Annotated in this window: 15 protein-coding genes; 4 read left to right on the plus strand and 11 right to left on the minus strand. The window is 72.5% G+C overall.

Annotated elements, in window-relative coordinates:
- Window positions 1–234: 234 nt before the first annotated feature.
- On the minus strand, window positions 235–2,172 hold the full coding sequence (locus ACWGJM_RS19455; RefSeq protein ID WP_453412906.1) for an amylo-alpha-1,6-glucosidase: 1,938 nt from the start codon (window positions 2,170–2,172) through the stop codon (window positions 235–237).
- Window positions 2,169–3,758: an MGH1-like glycoside hydrolase domain-containing protein gene (locus ACWGJM_RS19460; protein WP_453412907.1), complete on the minus strand. Its 1,590-nt coding sequence runs from the start codon at window positions 3,756–3,758 to the stop codon at window positions 2,169–2,171. Before ACWGJM_RS19460 ends, ACWGJM_RS19455 begins: the two co-directional genes overlap by 4 nt.
- Before the next feature lie 120 nt (window positions 3,759–3,878).
- Between ACWGJM_RS19460 and ACWGJM_RS19465 the strand changes: the two genes are divergently transcribed.
- The 3 genes from ACWGJM_RS19465 to ACWGJM_RS19475 all read left to right on the plus strand — a co-directional run bounded on the left by ACWGJM_RS19465 (window position 3,879) and on the right by ACWGJM_RS19475 (window position 9,480).
- The gene (locus ACWGJM_RS19465) at window positions 3,879–5,081 is read left to right on the plus strand and encodes an ROK family protein (protein ID WP_453412908.1); all 1,203 of its coding nucleotides are present in this window, start codon (window positions 3,879–3,881) and stop codon (window positions 5,079–5,081) included.
- A 440-nt stretch (window positions 5,082–5,521) separates the two neighbouring features.
- Window positions 5,522–8,242: a pyruvate, phosphate dikinase gene (gene ppdK / locus ACWGJM_RS19470; protein WP_453412909.1), complete on the plus strand. Its 2,721-nt coding sequence runs from the start codon at window positions 5,522–5,524 to the stop codon at window positions 8,240–8,242.
- Between the two features lie 311 nt (window positions 8,243–8,553).
- Complete coding sequence (locus tag ACWGJM_RS19475) at window positions 8,554–9,480, plus strand: oxidoreductase (RefSeq protein WP_453412910.1); 927 nt, start codon at window positions 8,554–8,556, stop codon at window positions 9,478–9,480.
- A 4-nt stretch (window positions 9,481–9,484) separates the two neighbouring features.
- Here ACWGJM_RS19475 and ACWGJM_RS19480 read toward each other — a convergent pair whose 3' ends face one another.
- From ACWGJM_RS19480 to ACWGJM_RS19490, 3 genes are all read right to left on the minus strand, one after another.
- Window positions 9,485–10,252 (minus strand): SDR family NAD(P)-dependent oxidoreductase, encoded by a 768-nt coding sequence (locus tag ACWGJM_RS19480; RefSeq protein ID WP_453412911.1) that lies wholly within the window; start codon window positions 10,250–10,252, stop codon window positions 9,485–9,487.
- Window positions 10,253–10,320: 68 nt separating this feature from the next.
- Complete coding sequence (locus ACWGJM_RS19485; protein WP_453412912.1) at window positions 10,321–10,905, minus strand: TetR/AcrR family transcriptional regulator; 585 nt, start codon at window positions 10,903–10,905, stop codon at window positions 10,321–10,323.
- A gap of 37 nt (window positions 10,906–10,942) precedes the next feature.
- Window positions 10,943–11,785, minus strand: coding sequence for an AraC family transcriptional regulator (locus tag ACWGJM_RS19490; protein ID WP_453412913.1), 843 nt, complete (start codon window positions 11,783–11,785; stop codon window positions 10,943–10,945).
- Window positions 11,786–11,865: 80 nt separating this feature from the next.
- Between ACWGJM_RS19490 and ACWGJM_RS19495 the strand changes: the two genes are divergently transcribed.
- A complete protein-coding gene (locus ACWGJM_RS19495; protein WP_453412914.1) occupies window positions 11,866–12,855 on the plus strand; it encodes a DMT family transporter in 990 nt (329 codons plus the stop codon).
- A gap of 3 nt (window positions 12,856–12,858) precedes the next feature.
- Here the strand turns inward: ACWGJM_RS19495 and nirD are convergent, their stop codons facing one another.
- The 6 genes from nirD to ACWGJM_RS19525 form a co-directional block, all read right to left on the minus strand.
- Window positions 12,859–13,218, minus strand: a complete 360-nt coding sequence (nirD, locus tag ACWGJM_RS19500) for a nitrite reductase small subunit NirD (protein ID WP_453412915.1) — start codon at window positions 13,216–13,218, stop codon at window positions 12,859–12,861.
- On the minus strand, window positions 13,215–15,821 hold the full coding sequence (gene nirB / locus ACWGJM_RS19505) for a nitrite reductase large subunit NirB (protein ID WP_453412916.1): 2,607 nt from the start codon (window positions 15,819–15,821) through the stop codon (window positions 13,215–13,217). The genes nirD and nirB overlap by 4 nt, the downstream gene beginning before the upstream one ends.
- A complete protein-coding gene (locus tag ACWGJM_RS19510; protein WP_453412917.1) occupies window positions 15,821–17,038 on the minus strand; it encodes an NAD(P)/FAD-dependent oxidoreductase in 1,218 nt (405 codons plus the stop codon). The genes nirB and ACWGJM_RS19510 overlap by 1 nt, the downstream gene beginning before the upstream one ends.
- 130 nt (window positions 17,039–17,168) lie before the next feature.
- Window positions 17,169–17,789, minus strand: coding sequence for a class F sortase (locus ACWGJM_RS19515; RefSeq protein WP_453412918.1), 621 nt, complete (start codon window positions 17,787–17,789; stop codon window positions 17,169–17,171).
- A 169-nt stretch (window positions 17,790–17,958) separates the two neighbouring features.
- Window positions 17,959–18,540 (minus strand): hypothetical protein, encoded by a 582-nt coding sequence (locus tag ACWGJM_RS19520; protein ID WP_453412919.1) that lies wholly within the window; start codon window positions 18,538–18,540, stop codon window positions 17,959–17,961.
- 219 nt (window positions 18,541–18,759) lie between these two features.
- Window positions 18,760–19,503 carry a TetR/AcrR family transcriptional regulator gene (locus ACWGJM_RS19525; RefSeq protein ID WP_453412920.1) on the minus strand — a complete coding sequence of 248 codons (744 nt, stop codon included), beginning with the start codon at window positions 19,501–19,503 and terminating at the stop codon, window positions 18,760–18,762.
- Window positions 19,504–19,659: the final 156 nt, after the last annotated feature.

Below are 19,659 nucleotides of genomic sequence, written 5' to 3' on the forward strand. Positions count from 1 at the left end.
CGGCCGGGCGGCGGCGCCGTCCGTTTCCGGTGACTGGCGAATGCTCGTGTGCTGAGGCAACCCGGGGGTCCTTCCGTGCGAGGCCCGTGAACGGCGGCGGCAGGCCACGCGGGGAGGCAGGGGCCGGCCGCCATCCCGTACGGTCCGCCTCCGGTGCCTGTTCAGGATCCTGGGCAAACACCCGGCAAACGGCTCGTCAATACCTAACCGGACGGGACTGATGGCGACAGATCCCTAGGCGCCCCCGACCGCCGTGAGCAGCGCCAGCGGCGCCGCCGCCGAGCGGGATTCGCGTACGCACGCGTGCGGGTAGGGCACGGGCTCGGCGTGGGTGTCACGGCCGTATCCCGCGAGTACCTCCGGCAGCCGGTGCCCGGCGGCCGTCGCCGCGTCGACCAGGGCGTGGGCGACCGTGCGGGCCTCGTCGTGCAGGCCGTAGCGGGCCAGACCCAGGGTGAGCAGCGCGTTGTCGTGCGGCCAGACCGAACCGCGGTGGTAGGAGAGGGGGTGGTACGCCGGTTGCCCGGCCGCCAGCGTGCGGACGCCCCAGCCCGAGAAGAAGTCCGGTTCCAGGAGCCTGCGGCCGACCACTTCCCCGTACTCCTTGTCCAGCAGCCCCGACCACAGCAGGTGCCCCGCGTCCGAGGCCAGCGCGTCGACCTGGCGGCCCTCCCCGTCCAGCGCGAGCGCCGGGAAGGAGTGCTCCCGCATCCAGAAGTCCCGCTGGAAGCGGTCGCGCAGGTCGGCGGCGGCCTGTTCCAGCAGGGCCGCGTACGTCTCGTCGCCCCACACCGTGCGCGCCACCCACGCCGTGCGGCGCAGCGCGTCGTAGGCGTAGCCCTGGGCCCCGGCCGCCACCACAGGCCCGTGCGGGCGGGTGCCGTCGGCCGAGCAGATGGCGCCGGGGGAGTCCTTCCAGTTCTGGTTGGCGAGGCCGCCCCGGTCGGAGCGGTACACCAGGTAGCCGCGCGAGGTCAGGCCGCCGTGGTCGAGCATCCAGCCGATCGCCGCGCGGGCATGCGGTTCCAGGCGGCGGGCGAGGGCCGCGTCCCCGGTCTGTTCGACGTACGCGCCGAGCAGGACGAGGAACAGCGGGGTGGCGTCGACCGAGCCGTAGTACCGCCCGTACGGCACCTGCCCGAAGTGGGCCAGCTCGCCGTGCCGCACCTCGTGCACGATCTTGCCGGGCTGGGCGACCGAGGCCGCGACGCTCCGGGTCGCCTGGGTGGCGGCGAGCGCGGGGAGCGTCGCGGCGGCCAGGCGAGGGCGGTAGGGGAGGGTGAACAGCGAGGTCAGCAGGGCGTCCCGGCCGAGGAGCGTGAGGAACCAGGGCGCACCCGCCGCGGGCACGCGCAGTTCCTCCCCGTCCGGTCCGGTCGCCGGGACCTGGAGCGAGGCGAGGTCGGCCAGGCCTCGGGCACAGGCCGCCGCCAGCTCCGGCCAGCCGGTCGGGAAGGCCACGCCCTCCACGAACTCACCTTCAAGGACGAGCAGTTGCTCGTTCACCGAGGCGGGGGAGCGCGGCACCCGCAGTGCCCGCTTCTCGCCGTGCGGCCGGGCGATCACGCGCAGCACCAGCTCGGCCGTGCCATGCGGTTCCAGTTCGAGGGTCCACACGAGCCGGCGGGCTCCCGTGCCGGTCTCCTCCACACCGTCGGGAGCGGGGTCGGCCATGATGGTCGTACAGGACCGCCATTCGCCGCGGCGGTAGGTGAACTCCAGGCCGTCGTCCAGGACCTGGCGGGAGCGCACGACGCCGGTCTTGGCGTAGGTGCGGTGGTCGGAGCGCAGCTCGAACTGGTCGGTGAAGTCGGCGTCGGCGGTGATCGCCAGGCGGACCGTGGTGGGCACCGGGCGGTTGCTGGTCACCCGCAGCGACTCCACGAACGAGCTGTCGCCGACCGCCTGTTCACGGAACAGGGTGTGCGCGGGCGGCTCCTGCCGGCCGCCGCGCGGGACCAGGACGCAGCGCGCGCCGTCGCCGTCCGCGACCGGCGTGAGCACCTCGGGCATCGCGCCGTCCACGGTGAGCTGCCAGCGGCTGAGGTGCCGGGCGTCGCGGACGAACAATCCGTCCGGGGAGCCGCCGCCCCGGACGCCGCTGATGTCGCCCCGGTCGCCCACGGCGGCGAAGGTCGCGCCGTGCACGAGCAGATGATGCCGGTCCGTCATCCCCGGTCCCCTCCCTTGTCGCTCCTGCCGAAGTCGCTTCCGTGCAAGTCGATTCGGTGGAAGTCGCTTCCGTGCAGGTCGCTTCCGTGTAAGTCGCTTCCATGGAAGTCGCTCCTGTGGAAGTCACTCCTGTCGAACGTGCCGAGACCCTCGGGAGACGCGCCGTCCCCGGGGGACTCGTGAAGCAGATCGAGCGTGAGCGCGGCGGTCCAGCCGAAGCCGAGCGCGCCGCGGGCCTCGCCGGTGTACGGGTCGACGTACTCGGCGAACCCGGTCGCCCCGGCGGTGTGCACGATGGCCTCCCGCAGCGCGTCGGCCCGGTCCCGCTCCCCGTGCGCGCGCAGGCCCCGCTCCATCAGCCAGCCGGTGTTGAACCAGGCGGGACCGCGCCAGTAGCGGTGCGGGTCGAAGGCCTCGCCGAGCAGGTCGTAGCTGGGCACCAGCCGGGTGGTGCCGCCCAGGCCGAAGTGCGGGCCGGTGAGCGTGCCGACCAGCGCGGTGGCGATCTCGCGGGGCAGGCCGGGCAGGAGGAGCGGGACGAGACCGGAGACGCCGCGCTCGGGGATCAGGCCGCCGTCCCGTACGTCCCGGCAGAAGAACATGCCCCGCGCCGGGTCCCACAGCCTCTCCAACAGCGCGCCCGTCAGGCGTTCCGCGCGCGCGTGCCGGGCCGTGCCGGTCGCGCCCAGCTCCTGGGCGATCCGGGCCAGCGCGTGCTCGGAGGCGATGAGCAGGGCGTTGAAGGCCGGGTCCTCCACCGCGAACTCTCCCGCGCCGTCGGCGTATCCCCGGTCCCGGTAGTCCGTCGCGAGCCGCACGTACCGCCCGTAGTCGAGGTCCGTCGGCCGGGCCTCCGCCGCGCCGTGGTCGAGGTCGGCGCGGCGGAAGGAGCGGGCCGGTGCCGGGGTGACGCGGGAGAGCGGGGCGTCCCAGCAGGGGCTGTTGTCCATGCCCTGCTCCCAGGGGTGCACGACGGACGCCAGCCCGCCGCCGCCCAGGTCCCGTCGGTGCAGCAGATAGCGGTGCCAGGCGGCCAGCCGCGGGTACACCCCGGCCAGGAAGCCCCGGGCCCGGGACAGCCCCGGGTCGGCGAGGTGCACCAGCCAGGCCGCCAGCGCGTGCACCGGTGGCTGCACGATGCCGGAGGTCTGTACGGTGCGCGGGGCGCCCGCAGCGCGCCCCGCGGTCGAGGAGCGCCAGAAGTCGGGGCTCGGGAAGTACGCGTCGAGCGGTACGGAGGGGTTGAAGACGATGTGCGGGACGCGCCCGTCGCCCCACTGGGCGGCCAGCAGTGTCTCCAGCTCCGTCTGTGCCCGTAGCGGCGAGACGTGCCTCAGGCCGATCGCGATGAACGCGGAGTCCCAGGACCACTGGTGCGGGTACAGGCTGCGGGAGGGGACCGTCGACGTGCCCGTCCAGTTGCCCTCCAGCACGCGCGCGGCGCTGAGGTGCAGCGACCCGGCTGGTCCTGTCGTCCCTGTCGTCCCTGCCGTGTCTGTGGTCCCAGCCGTCTCTGGCGCGGACGGCGGGTCGTATGCGATCGCACGCGCGGTGCGTTGGGCGGTGAGCTGGGCAGTGCGATCCACTCGGGGCTCCCCGAAAGACGTCCGGCCGAGCGGTTCGGCCGCGGCCACCGTAGAGTTACGTCTATTTAACACGCAAAACTCAATATGTAATGCAAACTTGAGAAACACAAGGGGGTGTGCATGAGCGGTCGGAGTCAGGCGAGCGCCGGCGATCTGCTCGAACTGGTGCGCACCGGGCGTGCCACCACGCGCGGTGCCCTCCAGCAGGTCACCGGGCTGTCCCGGGCCACCGTCGGCCAGCGACTCGACCGTCTCTTCCGGGCCGGCTGGCTGCGCGAGGGCGCCGGTGGCCCGGTCGACTCCCCGCTGGGCGGCCGCCCCTCGATCACCCTGGAGTTCGACGACGCCCACGCCGTCGTCCTCGCCGCCGACCTCGACACCCGGCACGCGCGCGCGGCGGTCCTCACGCTGACCGGCGAGATGCTCGCCGAGCACTCCGGCACGCTGGCCGTCGAGGACGGCCCGGACACCGTGCTCGGCGAGCTCGGCCGGTGGTTCGCCGAGCTGCTGGAGAAGGCGGGGCACCGGGCGGCGGAGGTCTGCGGCATCGGGCTCGCCGTGCCGGGGCCCGTCGACAGCGAGACCGGCCGGGTCGTCCAGCCGCCGATCATGCCCGGCTGGGACGGCTACGACATAAGAGGCCGCCTGGCCCGAGCCCTCGCCGAGCACACGGGTGCCCCGCCCGTCCCCGTGCTCGTCGACAACGACGCCAACCTCATGGCGTACGGGGAACAGCGCACCGGGCACCCGGACTGCTCGGCGTTCGTGCTGGTGAAGGTGTCGACCGGGATCGGCGCCGGGGTCGTGGTGGACGGCTCCGTCTACCGGGGCATCGACGGCGGCGCCGGGGACATCGGGCACATCAGGGTGCCGGGGGGCGCCGAGGCACTGTGCCGGTGCGGGTCGTACGGCTGTCTGGCAGCCGTCGCCAGCGGTGGCGCCGTGGCCCGTCGGCTCGCCGAGGCGGGCGTGCGGGCCGCCAGCGGCTCGGATGTGCGGGACCTGCTGGCGGCCGGGCACCCGGAGGCGGCGGCGCTGGCCCGGGAGGCCGGGCGCCAGGTCGGGGACGTCCTGGCGACCGTGGTGACGCTGCTCAACCCCGGCGTGCTGATGATCGCCGGCGACCTGGCCGGGACGTCCTTCCTCACCGGCGTACGGGAGCTGCTCTACCAGCGGGCCCTGCCGCGCTCCACCGCCCACCTGGCCGTCGTCACCTCGCGGCTCGGGGAGCGGGCCGGGCTGCTGGGGGCCGGTGCGCTGGTCGTGGAGCATCTGTACGCGCCGGAGCGGGTGGAGGAGCGACTGCTGGCGCTGGGCGTGTGACGTCCGCTTTCCGTCCGTTTTCCGTCCGTTTTCCATCCGCCTCGTCCGTCCGGATACTCGTCCGCATGGTGAAATCCGACCCGCTGTGGCAGCGTGATTCTCGCCACCCTTGATAAGGGCTGCGCTCAGATGAGCGGATCTTGCACGGCTGCACTTCTCCAAGGGGTGGCACTCGGTGCCACCCCTTGATCGTTCATCGATCGAAATCAGACGTGCAGGTAGCTCGCTCGTTTGAGCGGAAAACCGCACCTGTGGGCACCCGTGTGTTCAAGAAGTGAAAACATTCGCCCGTCACCGCTTGCCAAGCTTTGACTTTGGATCCGCTGGCGGACGACTGGTTACGGGCGCATGACACGCAAGTGGACGTACCCAGGCGCCTTCGATCTGGGTATGTTCCTCGCCGTCAGGGCAGCCACCGCGGCCTCAAGGAGTCGAGACCCGTGTCGGAAAACAAAGAACCCCACGTAGCGAAGTTCGTTTACGACTTCACCGAGGGAAACAAGGACCTCAAGGACCTCCTGGGTGGCAAGGGCGCCAACCTCGCCGAGATGACCAACCTGGGTCTCCCGGTGCCGCCCGGCTTCACCATCACCACCGAGGCCTGCAAGGTCTACCTCGACAGCGGCGAGGAGCCCGCGGCACTGCGTGACGAGGTGAGTGCGCACCTCGACGCCCTCGAGCAGAAGATGGGCAAGAAGCTCGGCCAGGCCGACGACCCCCTCCTCGTCTCCGTCCGCTCCGGCGCCAAGTTCTCCATGCCCGGCATGATGGACACCGTCCTGAACATCGGCCTCTCCGACAAGTCGGTGCAGGGCCTGGCCAAGCAGGCCGGCGACGACCGCTTCGCGTGGGACTCCTACCGCCGCCTCATCCAGATGTTCGGCAAGACCGTCCTCGGCGTCGACGGCGAGCTCTTCGAGGAGGCCCTCGACAAGGCCAAGGAGGCCAAGAAGGTCACGGTCGACACCGAGCTGGAGGCCGCCGACCTGAAGAAGCTGGTCACCGCCTTCAAGAAGATCGTGAAGAAGGAGGCCGGCCGGGACTTCCCGCAGGACCCGCGCGAGCAGATGGACCTCGCCATCAAGGCGGTCTTCGAGTCCTGGAACACCGACCGCGCCAAGCTCTACCGCCGTCAGGAGCGCATCCCGCACGACCTCGGCACGGCCGTCAACGTCTGCTCCATGGTCTTCGGCAACCTCGGCCCCGACTCCGGCACCGGCGTCGCCTTCACCCGCGACCCCGCCTCCGGTCACCAGGGCGTCTACGGCGACTACCTCCAGAACGCCCAGGGCGAGGACGTGGTCGCGGGCATCCGCAACACCGTGCCGCTCGCCGAGCTGGAGAGCATCGACAAGAAGTCGTACGACCAGCTCATGCAGATCATGGAGACCCTGGAGAACCACTACAAGGATCTCTGCGACATCGAGTTCACCATCGAGCGCGGCCAGCTGTGGATGCTCCAGACCCGCGTCGGCAAGCGCACCGCCGGTGCTGCCTTCCGTATCGCCACCCAGCTGGTGGACCAGGGCCTGATCGACGAGACCGAGGCGCTGCAGCGCGTCAACGGCGCCCAGCTCGCGCAGCTGATGTTCCCCCGCTTCGACGAGCACGCCAAGGCCGAGCAGGTCGGCCGGGGCATCGCTGCCTCGCCGGGCGCGGCGGTCGGCAAGGCGGTCTTCGACTCCTACACCGCCGTCAAGTGGTCCCGCTCGGGCGAGAAGGTCATCCTGGTCCGCCGGGAGACCAACCCCGACGACCTGGACGGCATGATCGCGGCCGAGGGCATCCTCACCTCCCGCGGCGGCAAGACCTCCCACGCGGCCGTCGTCGCGCGCGGCATGGGCAAGACCTGTGTCTGCGGCGCCGAGGAACTGGAGGTCGACACCAAGCGGCGCCGGATGACGGTCCCGGGCGGGCACGTCGTCGAGGAGGGCGACGTCATCTCGATCGACGGGTCGAGCGGCAAGGTCTACCTGGGCGAGGTCCCGGTGGTCCCCTCCCCGGTCGTGGAGTACTTCGAGGGCCGGATGCACGCGGGAGCCCACGACGCCGACGAACTCGTCGAGGCCGTGCACCGGATCATGGCCTTCGCCGACCGCAAGCGCCGGCTGCGGGTGCGGGCCAACGCGGACAACGCCGAGGACGCGCTGCGCGCCCGTCGCTTCGGCGCGCAGGGCATCGGCCTGTGCCGTACGGAGCACATGTTCCTCGGTGACCGCCGAGAGCTGGTCGAGCGCCTCATCCTGGCCGACACGGAGGAAGAGCGCGAGGAGAGCCTGAAGGCGCTGCTCCCGATGCAGAAGCAGGACTTCGTGGAGCTGTTCTCGGCGATGGACGGCCTCCCGGTGACGATCCGCCTCCTGGACCCGCCGCTGCACGAGTTCCTCCCCGACATCACGGAACTCTCGGTCCGTGTGGCCCTCGCCGAGTCCCGCCAGGAGCCGCACGAGAACGAACTGCGCCTGCTCCAGGCCGTGCACCGGCTGCACGAGCAGAACCCGATGCTGGGTCTGCGCGGCGTCCGTCTCGGCCTGGTCATCCCCGGCCTGTTCACCATGCAGGTCCGGGCCATCGCCGAGGCCGCGGCCGAGCGCAAGAACGCCAAGGGCGACCCGCGCGCGGAGATCATGATCCCGCTCGTCGGCACCGTCCAGGAGCTGGAGATCGTCCGCGAGGAGGCCGACCGGGTCGTCGCCGAGGTCCAGGCGGCCACCGGCATCCAGCTGAAGCTGGCGATCGGCACGATGATCGAGCTGCCGCGCGCCGCGCTCACCGCCGGTCAGATCGCCGAGGCGGCGGAGTTCTTCTCCTTCGGCACCAACGACCTCACCCAGACGGTGTGGGGCTTCAGCCGGGACGACGTCGAGGCCTCGTTCTTCACGGCGTACCTGGAGAAGGGCATCTTCGGGGTGTCGCCCTTCGAGACGATCGACAAGGACGGCGTCGGCTCCCTGGTGAAGGCGGCGGCGAAGGCGGGCCGCGAGACCCGTCCCGACCTCAAGCTCGGCGTCTGCGGTGAGCACGGCGGCGACCCGGAGTCGGTCCACTTCTTCCACGAGGCCGGGCTCGACTACGTCTCCTGCTCCCCGTTCCGCATCCCGGTCGCCCGCCTGGAGGCCGGCCGCGCGGCCACCCAGTCGGAGGGCAGCGACCACCGCTGACCCCCCCCCGCGAGACCCCGGAGCCGTCGTCGGTCCCCGACCCTCAACCGATCGGCGGCGGCTCCGGTGCACGAGAAGAGGGGCGGCACCCTGTGCGGGGGTGCCGCCCCTTCGGCGTGTCCGGCGCCGGCGCCGAGCCACCGCCCTGTTCCTGGCCGCCTGGGCCTTTTCCCTGGCCCTGCGGTGGCTCGTGGCGCGCGGCGAGCGGCGTGCCCCGCCGGCCTGACGCACGCGTCCTTTGCGATCGACGGCGGCCACGACATCCTGGGACCGGTGATTCCCATGGCAACCCCTTCGGAAGGACCAGGCTCATGTCCGGCTGGACCGTGCACGACATCCCCGACCAGACCGGCCGCACCGCTGTGGTCACCGGCGCCAACAGCGGCCTCGGCCACGTCACCGCACGGGAGTTGGCGCGTCGGGGTGCCCGGGTGGTGATGGCGTGCCGGAGTGAGGCACGGGGGAGGGCGGCCGTCGAGCGGGTCACGAGGGAAGTGCCAGGGGCGTCCGCGGAGTTGAGGCTGCTGGACCTCGGCGACCTCGCGTCCGTACGGGAGTTCGCGAACGGCCTGCCGTACGACCGGATCGACCTGCTCGTCAACAACGCCGGGGTGATGGCGCTGCCGTACGGGACGACGGCCGACGGCTTCGAGACCCAGTTCGGCGTCAACCACCTGGGCCACTTCGCCCTCACCGGCCTGCTGCTGCCCATGCTGCTCGCCGCCCCCGGCGCCCGGATCGTGACCGTGTCCAGCATGATGCACACGCTGGCCAACATCGACCCCGCCGATCTCAACAGCGCGCACCGCTACCGGCGTTGGATCGCCTATGCCCGGTCCAAGACCGCCAACCTGCTCTTCACGCATGAGCTGGCCCGCCGGCTCGCGGGTGCCGGGTCGGAGGTCGTCGCGGCCGTCGCCCATCCCGGGTACGCCGCCACCAACCTCCAGACCGCCGGTGTCCGGGCCGAGGGCCGCAGGGTCGCCGAGCGGCTCGTGGAGCTCGGTAACCGGGTCGTCGCCCAGTCGGCCGAGGCGGGCGCCCTGCCCACGCTGTACGCGGCGACCGCCCCCGACGTACGGCCCGATGCCTTCTTCGGCCCGTCGTTCGCCGCGTGGCGGGGCGCGCCGGCGCCGTCCTGGCGGGCGCCGTGGACGCTCAACGACGCGATGGGCGAGCGGCTTTGGGAGGAGTCCGAGCGGCTGACGGGGGTCGCGTACGACGCGCTGAAGGTGTGACGCGCTAGAGCGAGCCGCCGCCGTCCACCACCAGGTCCGTGCCGACGGTGGACGCCGCGGCGTCGGAGGCGAGGTGGAGGACGGCGGCGGCCACCTCCTCGGTGGCCGAGATCCGGCCGAGCGGCAGCGTGGCCCGGGCGCGCACGGCCCGGTCGGCCTCCGTCTCGCCGGGGCGCAGGGACATGGGCGTGGCGGTGGCACCGGGACTGACCACGTTGACGCGGACCCCGTCCCGGATGTGGTCCACGGCGGCGGCCCGGCTGAGCGCGGTCACGGCGGCCTTGGTGGCGGAGTACGCGGCGGCCCCGGCCGGGCTCGAGTGCGCCCCGAAGGTGGAGGAGATGTTGACGATGGCGCCGCCGGACGGCTGGGTCCGCATCCGGCGGATCTCGGCCCGCAGGGCCAGGAACACGCCGGTGACGTTGACGTCGAGCTGCTCGCGCCAGTCGGCCTCCGGGAGGTCGGCGAGGGGCTGCCCGCCCCGGAAGACGCCCGCGTTGTTGACGGCGATATCGAGCGAGCCGAAGCGCTCCACCGCCGCCCGTACCAGCGCCTCGGCGTCCTCGGCGCGGGAGACGTCGGCGGGCACCGCGAGCGCCTTGCCGCCCCGGTCCTCGATCAGCCGGACCGTCTCGTCGAGCGGCTCGCGCCGCCGTCCGGCCACGACGACCTCTGCCCCTTCGGCGGAGAACGCGAGGGCGACGGCACGGCCGATGCCGGAGCCCGCGCCGGTGACGAGGGCGGTTCTGCCGGTGAAGCGCGTGGTGGTCATGATCTCCCCTTTTCTTGACCGATCGGTTCAGTATGAGGGCAAGAAAGAAGCCCCGATGGAGCGGTGTCTCAGTCGAGCAGGCCCAGCGCCTCTTCCGCCGCGTCCCGCACCCGGGCCGGATCCGGCGACGCCTTGCCGACGACCCGCAGGCCCTGCATCAGTACGAGCAGCATGCGCGCGAGGGTCAGCGGATCGCGGTCGGCGGACAGTTCGCCCTGGGCCTGGGCACGCACCAGCGCCGAGTGCAGCAGGGTCTCCAGTTGGTCCCAGCTGTGTTGGACGCGGCGGGCGGCGGCTGGGTCGTGCGGGGCCAGTTCGGCGGCCGTGTTGGTGACAAGGCAGCCGCTCAGCCGCCGCTCTTCGGTGGCTGCCTCCGATGCGAAACGCCGAACGACGGCCCGCACGGCCGGCAGGGCGGGGCCGGGCTGCGACAGCTCCCGCAGCAGCGGCCCGTCACAGCTCTGCTGGTAGCGGTCCAGCGCCTTCAGATACAGCTCGTGCTTGCTGCCGAAGGTCGCGTAGAGGCTGGCCCGGCCGATGCCCAGGTGTTCCACCAGGTCGGACATCGACGTCGCCTCGTAGCCCCGCCGCCAGAACAGCTCCAGGGCCGACTGAAGCGCTGCGTCCGGGTCGAACTCCTTGGTTCTGGCCATGCGTCACACGCTACAGTTTTCCAGAACGACCGGTCAATTAAAGCCCGGCCGCCCGCTGGAACACCCCCGGCGTCACCCCGTAGCTGCGGACGAACCAGCGGTGCAGGTGGCTCTGGTCCGCGAAGCCGGTCTCCGCCGCCGCGAGGGCCGCCGGCCGGCCCGCCGCCAGCAGCTGCCGGGCCCGGCTGAGGCGCAGGTGGCGCTGGTAGTCGCTGGGCGCCATGCCGTACTCCTCGCGGAACGCCCGGTACAGCGCGAAGCGGCTCACCCCCGCCGCGTCCGCCAGATCCCGCGCGGACAGCTGCTCGGCGAAGCGCTCGCGCAGCACGTCCCGGGCCCGGCGCACCGCCCGGGTCTGCTCGCCCGCCGCGGACAGCGGCCGGATGCGCGCCGGCCGGGTCGCGCCCCGCGCGGCCATCGCCGTGACCGCGGCCGTCAGCCGCTCATCGCGCACCAGCTCCTCCGCGCCGTCGGTGAGGGCGGCGTGCAGCCGGGTCAGGGCCCGGCTGAGCACCGGGTCGTGGAAGGCCGGTTCGGCGAAGAGAGGCAGAGGGACGGGGCGCCCGGCGCCGTCCGCCGCGTCCGCGAGGACCGTGCCGACCAGGTCGGGGCCGAGGTGCACGATCCGGTACTGGTAGCCGAACTCGGAGGAGGACCGCCCGTCGTGCGGCTCGTCCGGGTTGAACGCCATCACCATGCCCGCCCCGCTGACGTGCGAGGCGCCCCGGCAGTGGAAGCGCTGGGCGCCCTCCTCGGTGAAGCCGAAGGAGTACGTGTCGTGGCGGTGCGGGGCGTAGACGTGCTCGTAGAAGTGGGCGTGCATCGCCTCCAGCGGACGCTCGGGATCACGCCAGTACCGGGTCCAGGCCTCGCCGTGCATGCGCCCATTGTGCGACGCCGTGTGCGGGGGCCCGCACGAGCGTTCAAGACCCCCGTCCGGTGCGGCGGCAGGCTCGGCCCATGAGCACCGAGTCCGAGTCCGAGTACGGGTCCGAGTACGAGTACGAGTCCACGACGGCGGCGCCCTCCGGGGCGGCGCGGCCCGGCTCCGAAGGCCCTCCGGCGCACCTCCTGCTCACCGTCACCATGGTGCTGTGGGGCTGCGCCTTCGCCTCCTCCAAGGAAGTCGTCGGCCAAGTCCCGCACTCCGTCGCCGCGTTCCTCCGCTTCGGCGGCGGAGCGCTGGCCCTGCTGGTCGCGCTGCGGCTGTCCGCCGACCGGCGGACGAGGCCGGGGTGGCGGGAGCGCGGGCGGGCGGCGATGGCCGGGGTGCTCGGCGTCTTCGTCTACAACGTCTGCTTCTTCTGGGGCCTGTCCCTGGCGCCCGCCATGGACGGCAGCCTGATCATCCCGGTGCTGAGCCCCGTGCTGACGTCGGCCGTCGTGCTGCTGGCCGGCCGGGAGACGGCGTCCGCGGGACGGGTGGCCGGGCTCGTGCTGGGCCTGGCGGGCGCGGTGGTGTTCTTCCTCGGTGCGGGCGGCGCGGCGGGCGGCGGAGGGGGTCGGCTCGCCGGTGACCTGCTGTTCCTCGCGGCCGCGGCCTGCTGGGCGGCGTTCACGCTGCTGGGGCCGCGGGTGCTGGTGGGCATCGAGCCGCTGCGGGCGACCACCTACGCGACCGTGGCGGGCGCCCTGCTGCTCGGTGCGTACTCCGCCCCGGACTGGGGCCACACCAACTGGTCGGGTGCGGGCACCGGCGTATGGCTGAACGTCCTCTTCCTGGCCCTCGGCCCGGCGGCCCTCGCCAACCTGCTGTACTACCGCGGCGTGAAAGAGGTGGGACCGGCATCCGCCTCGCTGATGATGTTCCTCGTCCCCGCCATCGGCACGCTGTGCGCCGCCGTCTTCCTCGGGGAGTCCTTCACGGGCACCCAGTCGGCGGGCGCCGGGATCCTGGTGGCGGGAGCGGTCCTGGCCGCCGCGCGCGGGCGGCGCGGCGGCCGGACCTGAGCGTCAGGAGGCCCGCACCTCGTACGCGGCGATCGTCACCGACTCGTCGTCCAGGCACTCCCCGCTGACCAGGTCGAAGCGCTGCTTCAGCAGCGGGGACGCGACGAACGGGCGGCCCTGGTGGGTGCCGGTCAGGCCGCGGGAGAGGACCGCCGCGCCGCCGAACGGATCGCGGTTGTCGATGCCGTACAGGCTGCCGTTCCGGTCGCGGAACAGGGCGACCTGGCGGCCGTCCGGCAGCAGCGCGGCCACGCCCCGGCCCGGGGTCAGGGCGCTGAGGTCGCAGACCGTGAACCAGTCATCGTCCTCGGTGTCCAGCTGGAGCTGGACCTTCAGATCGGTGGTCTCGGGTGCCAGGGTCATCGCTGGGCGCTTCCTTCCAGAATGTCTTCGGTGGGGCGCATGCCGATGGACAGCAGCGGCAGGTCGGGCTTCATCTGGTCGCGTTCGGGGACGAATCCGACGACCGGGTCGGGGGTGTCCGGGGCGTTCACGAAGGACACGAACCGGGCCAGCTTCTCGGGGTCGTTGATGGTCTCGGCCCACTCGTCGCGGTAGCCGCCGACGTGTGCCGCCATCAGCGCCTCCAGCTCCTCGCAGATGCCGAGCGAGTCCTCCACCACCACGTCCCGTACGTGGTCCAGGCCGCCCGGGATCCGCTCCAGCCAGGTGGAGGTGCGCTCCAGCCGGTCGGCGGTGCGGATGTAGAACATCAGGAACCGGTCGATCAGACGGATCAGTTCGGCGTCGGACAGGTCCTGGGCCAGCAGGTCCGCGTGGCGTGGGGTCGCGCCGCCGTTGCCGCCGACGTACAGGTTCCAGCCGTTGGAGGTGGCGATCACACCGAAGTCCTTCGACTGGGCCTCCGCGCACTCCCGGGCGCAGCCGGAGACCGCGGACTTGAGCTTGTGCGGGGAGCGCAGCCCCCGGTAGCGCAGCTCCAGGTCGATCGCCATCCGCACGGAGTCCTGCACTCCGTAGCGGCACCAGGTCTGGCCCACACAGGACTTCACCGTGCGCAGCGACTTGCCGTAGGCGTGCCCGGACTCGAAGCCGGCGTCCACCAGCCGCGCCCAGATCAGCGGCAGCTGCTCCACGCGGGCGCCGAACATGTCGATCCGCTGACCGCCGGTGATCTTCGTGTAGAGGCCGAAGTCCCGGGCGATCTCGCCGATCACGATCAGCTTCTCCGGGGCGATCTCACCGCCGGGGATGCGCGGCACGACCGAGTACGAGCCGTTCTTCTGGAGGTTGGCGAGGAAGTGGTCGTTGCTGTCCTGGAGGGCCGCCTGCTCGCCGTCCAGGACGTAGCCGCTCGCGCCGATCGTCGGGGCGAGGGAGGCGATGATCGAGGCCACCGCCGGCTTGCAGACCTCGCAGCCGTCGCCACCCCGGGCGCCCTCGCGGCCGTACCGGTCCAGCAGGTCCTGGTACGAGGTGACGCGCAGGGCGAGGACGATCTCGTACAGCTCCTCGCGGGTCTGGGAGAAGCAGCCGCACAGGCCCTTGTCGACCTCGACGCCGCTCGCCTCCAGTTCGGCGGTGACCAGCTGGCCGAGCACCTTCACGCAACTGCCGCAGCCGGTACCGGCCTTGGTGCACTTCTTCACCTCGGGCACGGTGGTGCACCGGTGCTCGGTGACCGCGCCCCGGATCGTGCCCTTGCTGACGTTGTGGCAGGAGCAGATGATCGCCTCGTCCGGGAGGGCGGACGGGCCGAGCTGGGCCCCCGAGCCGGCTCCGGCGGGCAGGACGAGCGACTCGGGGGAGATCGGCGGGACCGAACCGGTCAGCGCGCGCAGGGTGCCGTACGCGTCCGCGTCGCCGACCAGGATGCCGCCGAGCAGCGTGCCGTCCCGGCCGATGACGAGCTTCTTGTACAGGCCCGCGCGGGAGTCGGAGTAGACGACGTCCAGGCAGTCCTCGGTCGTGCCGTGCGCGTCGCCGAAGGAGGCCACGTCGACGCCGAGGAGCTTGAGCTTGGTGGACAGGTCGGCGCCGTTGAACGCCGCCTCGTCCCGGGCGATGGTCGCGGCGGCCGTCTCCGCCTGCTCGTAACCGGGCGCCACCAGGCCGTACACCCGGCCGTCCGCCGCCAGCGCGCACTCGCCGATCGCGAACACGTGCGGGTCGGTGACCGTGCGGCACTGCTCGTCGACCGTGATGCCGCCGCGCTCGCCGACCGTGAGGCCGCAGTCGCGGGCGAGCTGGTCGCGGGGGCGGACACCGGCGGAGAACACCACCAGGTCGGTGGCCAGTTCGGAGCCGTCGGACAGCTTCATACCGGTGACGGCGCCCTCGGAGCCGACCACGACCTCCTGCGTGCCCACGCCGGTGTGCACGGTCAGGCCCATGTCCTCGATGGTGCGCAGCAGCGCGGCGCCGCCGCCCTCGTCGACCTGCACCGGCATCAGGCGCGGCGCGAACTCCACGATGTGCGAGGTGAGTCCGAGACCCTTCAGGGCACCGGCCGCCTCGAGACCGAGCAGACCACCGCCGACCACGGCGCCCACCTGGGCAGTCTTCGCGTACTCCTCGATCGCGAGCAGGTCCTCGATCGTGCGGTAGACGAAGCAGCCCTCGGCGTCCTTGTTCGGGACCGGCGGCACGAAGGGGTACGAGCCGGTGGCGAGGACGAGGGTGTCGTACTCGAAGACCTGGCCCGACCTGGCCGTGACCTTCCTCGCCTCGCGGTCGATCGTCTGCGCCGGGTCACCGACGTACAGCTCGATGCCGTGCGTGTCGATGAACTCCATGTCGGTCATGGAGAGGTCCTCGGGCGTCCTGCCCGAGAAGTACGAGGTGAGCGCTACGCGGTCATAGGCGGGACGCGGCTCCTCGCACAGCACGACCACGCGGTGCGTGGCGGTCAGGCCGCGCTCGGCGAGCGCTTCGAGGAAGCGCTGGCCGACCATGCCGTGGCCGACGAGCACGATCGTGGGGGTGGCCCCCAGGGTGGCGGTCATCAGGAGCCTCCATCGTTGGTGAGCAGGTGGAGCAGGGGGCCGCCGTCCGTGGGGAGCGGCTCTGCTCCCTCCCAGGCGCGGGCGAGCGCGCCGACGGTGCCGAGTTCGCCGACCAGGACCCCGCCGACCAGGCGGTCGTCGCGGACGACGACCTTGCGGTAGGTGCCCCGGGTGGCGTCGGTGAGCTGCACGACGTCGTCGCCGGGACGCGGCTCGGGCTCCCCGAAGGCGGCGAGGTCGAAGGGGGAGTCCTGCCCGGTCAGGGTGAGCCGGGTCAGGGAACGGGTGCCGGTGTAGCGGACGCCGGCGCGTCCGGCGAGCAGCTCGGCGAGCGCCTCGGCCTGTTCGAGGGCCGGGGTGGCCAGGCCGTACACCGTGCCGTCGTGCTGGGCGCAGTCGCCGATCGCGTGGATGTGCGGGTCGGAGGTGCGCAGTTCGTCGTCGACCAGGATGCCCTTGTGGACGGCGAGCCCGGCGTCCTGGGCGAGACCGGTGCGCGGGTGAACCCCGCAGGCCAGCACCACCAGGTCGGCGTCGAGGGCGTAGCCGTCGGCCATCTCCACCGAGCGGACCGCGCCGGCCACGCAGCGCACGTCCCGTACCCGGCACTCGGTGTGCACCTCGGCGCCCAGTTCCTCCAGGTGGCGCCGGACGAGCTTCGAGGCGGCCGGGTCGAGCTGGCGCTCCATCAACCGCTCGCCCTGCTGGGCGAGGACGACCTGCGCGCCGCGCACCGCGAGCGCCCGGGCCGCGGAGACCCCGAGCAGTCCGCCGCCGATGACGACCGCCCGCACACCCGGCCGGACCGCCTTGGAAAGGCCCAGGCAGTCGTCCATGGTGCGGAACGCGTGTACACCCTCGGGGAGTTCGTGGTCCGGGGTGAACAGGCCGCGCAGCGGCGGGAGTACGGGGTTGGAGCCGGTGGCCAGGACCAGCCAGTCGTATGCGATCTCCGAGCCGTCCGCGCATCGCACCTGACGTGCGGCGCGGTCGATGCCGGTGACGCGGGTGCGGAGCAGGCCGTCGAACGCCGGGAGGGCGATCACCTCGGGTGCGTAACGGCCGGCCAGCACCTCGGCGAGCAGCACCCGGTTGTACGGGCGGTGCTCCTCCTCGCCGACGAGCAGCGCGGGCGTGCCGAGCTCACCGAGCCGCCGGGCGAGCCGTACGCCCGCGAGGCCGGCGCCGATCACCACCACACGCGTATTCGAGGTCATGTCCTTGAGCGTGCGGTGCGGACGTTACCCGGCCGCATCACATCTGTTTCCCGCGAGGAACGCTGCCCTCAGCGGGGGCGGGGAGGGGGTGTGAGGGCTCTGGGCATGCGTCGGGGCCTGCTGTGAGGCGCTATCGGCTCCCCGTCAGATGGGCGAACACGACCACGTTCCCCTGGTACCCGGTCGTCTTCGAGTAGCCCCCGCCGCAGGTGATCACCCGCAGCTCGGGGCGCTTCGCCGCGCCGTACACCTTCTCGTCGGGGAAGTTCCGCGCCGAGTACACCTCCACCGCGTCCACGGTGAACACGGCCACGCTCCCGTCCTGCCGGGCGATCTCGATCGCGGCGCCGCGCCTGAGGGCGCCGAGGTCGTAGAAGACGGCGGGACCCTCGGTGTTGTCGACGTGCCCGGCGACGATCGCGGTGCCCCGCTCGCCGGGGCTGGTGCCGGCCTCGTACCAGCCGGCGAGGTTCTTGTTCCCCGCGGGCGGCACGTCCAGGCTGCCCGAACTCGTCAGGCCCAGCCCCATCAGCGGGGCGTTCACGCGGATCGCGGGGATGCGGATGCGGGTGGGCGGCGAGGGCGCCAGCGCGGGGGACGCGAGCCGCTCCTCGGCGGGATCGGGGCGGCCCTCGACGGCGGACGGCTGGGGCGGGGCGTGCGTCCCGTAGCCGCTGCCCAGCAGCCACGCCCCGGAGCCCAGGGCGACCACGGTGACCGCGGTTATCGCGGTGTCCCCGATCCTGCGCATGCGAATCCCTTCCCGGATCCTTTCCCGGATCCCTCCCGGATCCCTCCCGGATCCCTTCCCGAATCCCTTCCTGGAGTTGGACCCCCTTCCCCCTCCGGGCCACGAGGGGCATCGGGCCCGGAGGGGGAGGGAGTTGCGGTACCGGCTGACGGACAGCGGAGGGTGTCCGTCAGAACCCGTCGCCTCTCGCCCGGCGATGCAGGAGCCAGGTACCGCCCGCGGCGGCGACGGCCAGAGCCGCCACACCCGCCGTGGTATGCGTGGGGTCGGAGCCCAGTGCGCCCCCCACCCCCGTCTTCACACTTCCGTGCGGCTGTAGCTGGTCGCGCGCCGTCACCAGCGTCACCACCAGGTCGCCCGTCACCCGCTTACCGTCCTCGGCCGTGCCGCCCTTACCGGCCTCGTCGGCTTTGTCGCCCTTGCCGGCCGTACTGCCCTCGGCGCACCGCGCGACGATCTCGTACGTCCCCTGCTGAGCGCTCGGCGGCACCCGGAACTGCCCGATCGCCTCGCCCTCGTGCGTACTGGGCGCCAGCATGAACGTCCCGGCGCCCACCGCGGTGGCGTCCCCGGCCGCCGCGCCGCGTCCCTCGCAGGCCGCCGTGTTCACCGTGACCGTGTCGCCGGGGGCCACTGTGGACGGGTACACGTCGAGCCCGGTGGCGTTCCCGGCGTACGCCGGCGTGGTGGCCAGCCCGGCGGTGGCGGCGGCGAGCGCGGTACCGGTCAGCAGACGGGCGGTGCGACGCATGGTGCTCCCTCGAGCTCGTCCGACTCGTTGACGTGCTCTTCCGAGGTAAGTGGCACATCGCCGCGCGCGCTTGTCGAGCGGATGCCCGGGATGGGATGAACGGGTGTCACCGCCCGGCCCCCCGAGCGGCGTTCCGGCAGGTCATGGGCGTACGAGGGGCCCCGGACAAGAGCACCCGAACGGCCGGGCGCCCCGGGTGAACGTCTGGTCGCGGGACCCCTAACCGTGCGGCAACCGCAGCGCCAGCCCGTCCAGGACGACGTCCAGGCCGTAGGCGAACTTGGCGTCGCGCAGCCGCACGGGATCCTCCGTCGCCGCGGAGGCCTCGGCGTAGGACTCGGCGAGGTGGTCGTGGGCGGCGGCGGCCTGCTGGGCGCTGGGCATCAGCCGGGCGACGAACTCGGCCTCGCTCTCCCCGGAGCGGGCGACCGTGGTGAGCCAGGCGGCCTCCGTGGTGCTCATGCCGAGCGTGTAGGACAGCACCGCGTCGATCGCGCCCCGCGGCTCGGGGAAGCCGATCGCGCCGAACAGCGCGGCCAGCCGCTCGAAGTAGGCCATCAGATTGGGGCCGAGGTAGGTCAGGCCCGCCTGGCCGATGACCGAGGACAGCCAGGGGTGCCTGAGCGCCGTCGCCCGGAAGGAGTTCGCGGCCTCGGTGACGGCGGCCCGCCAGTCGGGGCTGTCCGCCGGCGGCACGTGGGTCTCGGCGGCGACCTCGTCCACGGCCAGCTCCATCAGCTCGTCCTTGGTGGCCACGTGCCGGTAGAGGGAGGTCGCGCCGGCGTTCAGGCGGGCGCCGAGCTTGCGCATGCTCAGTGCCTCGACGCCGTCGGCGTCCAGCATCGCGATCGCCTCGCGGACGATCGCCTCCCGGCTGAGGCCGGGCTGGTCGGGTTCGCGGCGCTGCCTCGCCCAGACGGAGGGGACCGGGTCCGGTTGCGTCGTCTTCGCCTTGGCGGCCATGAGGCTCCTCTACGGCTTGCGCGCCCGTCCCCGACGGGCCTGTCTGCGTACATCGTGCGCGTCCAGCGTACAGCGATCGGGAGTTGCGCACATCGTTCCGCGATGCGTACAGTGTTCGCAGACGCCGCCGGAACGGTGTTCGCAATTTGGGAACGG

The sequence above is a fragment of the Streptomyces sp. NPDC054834 genome, assembly GCF_053611185.1.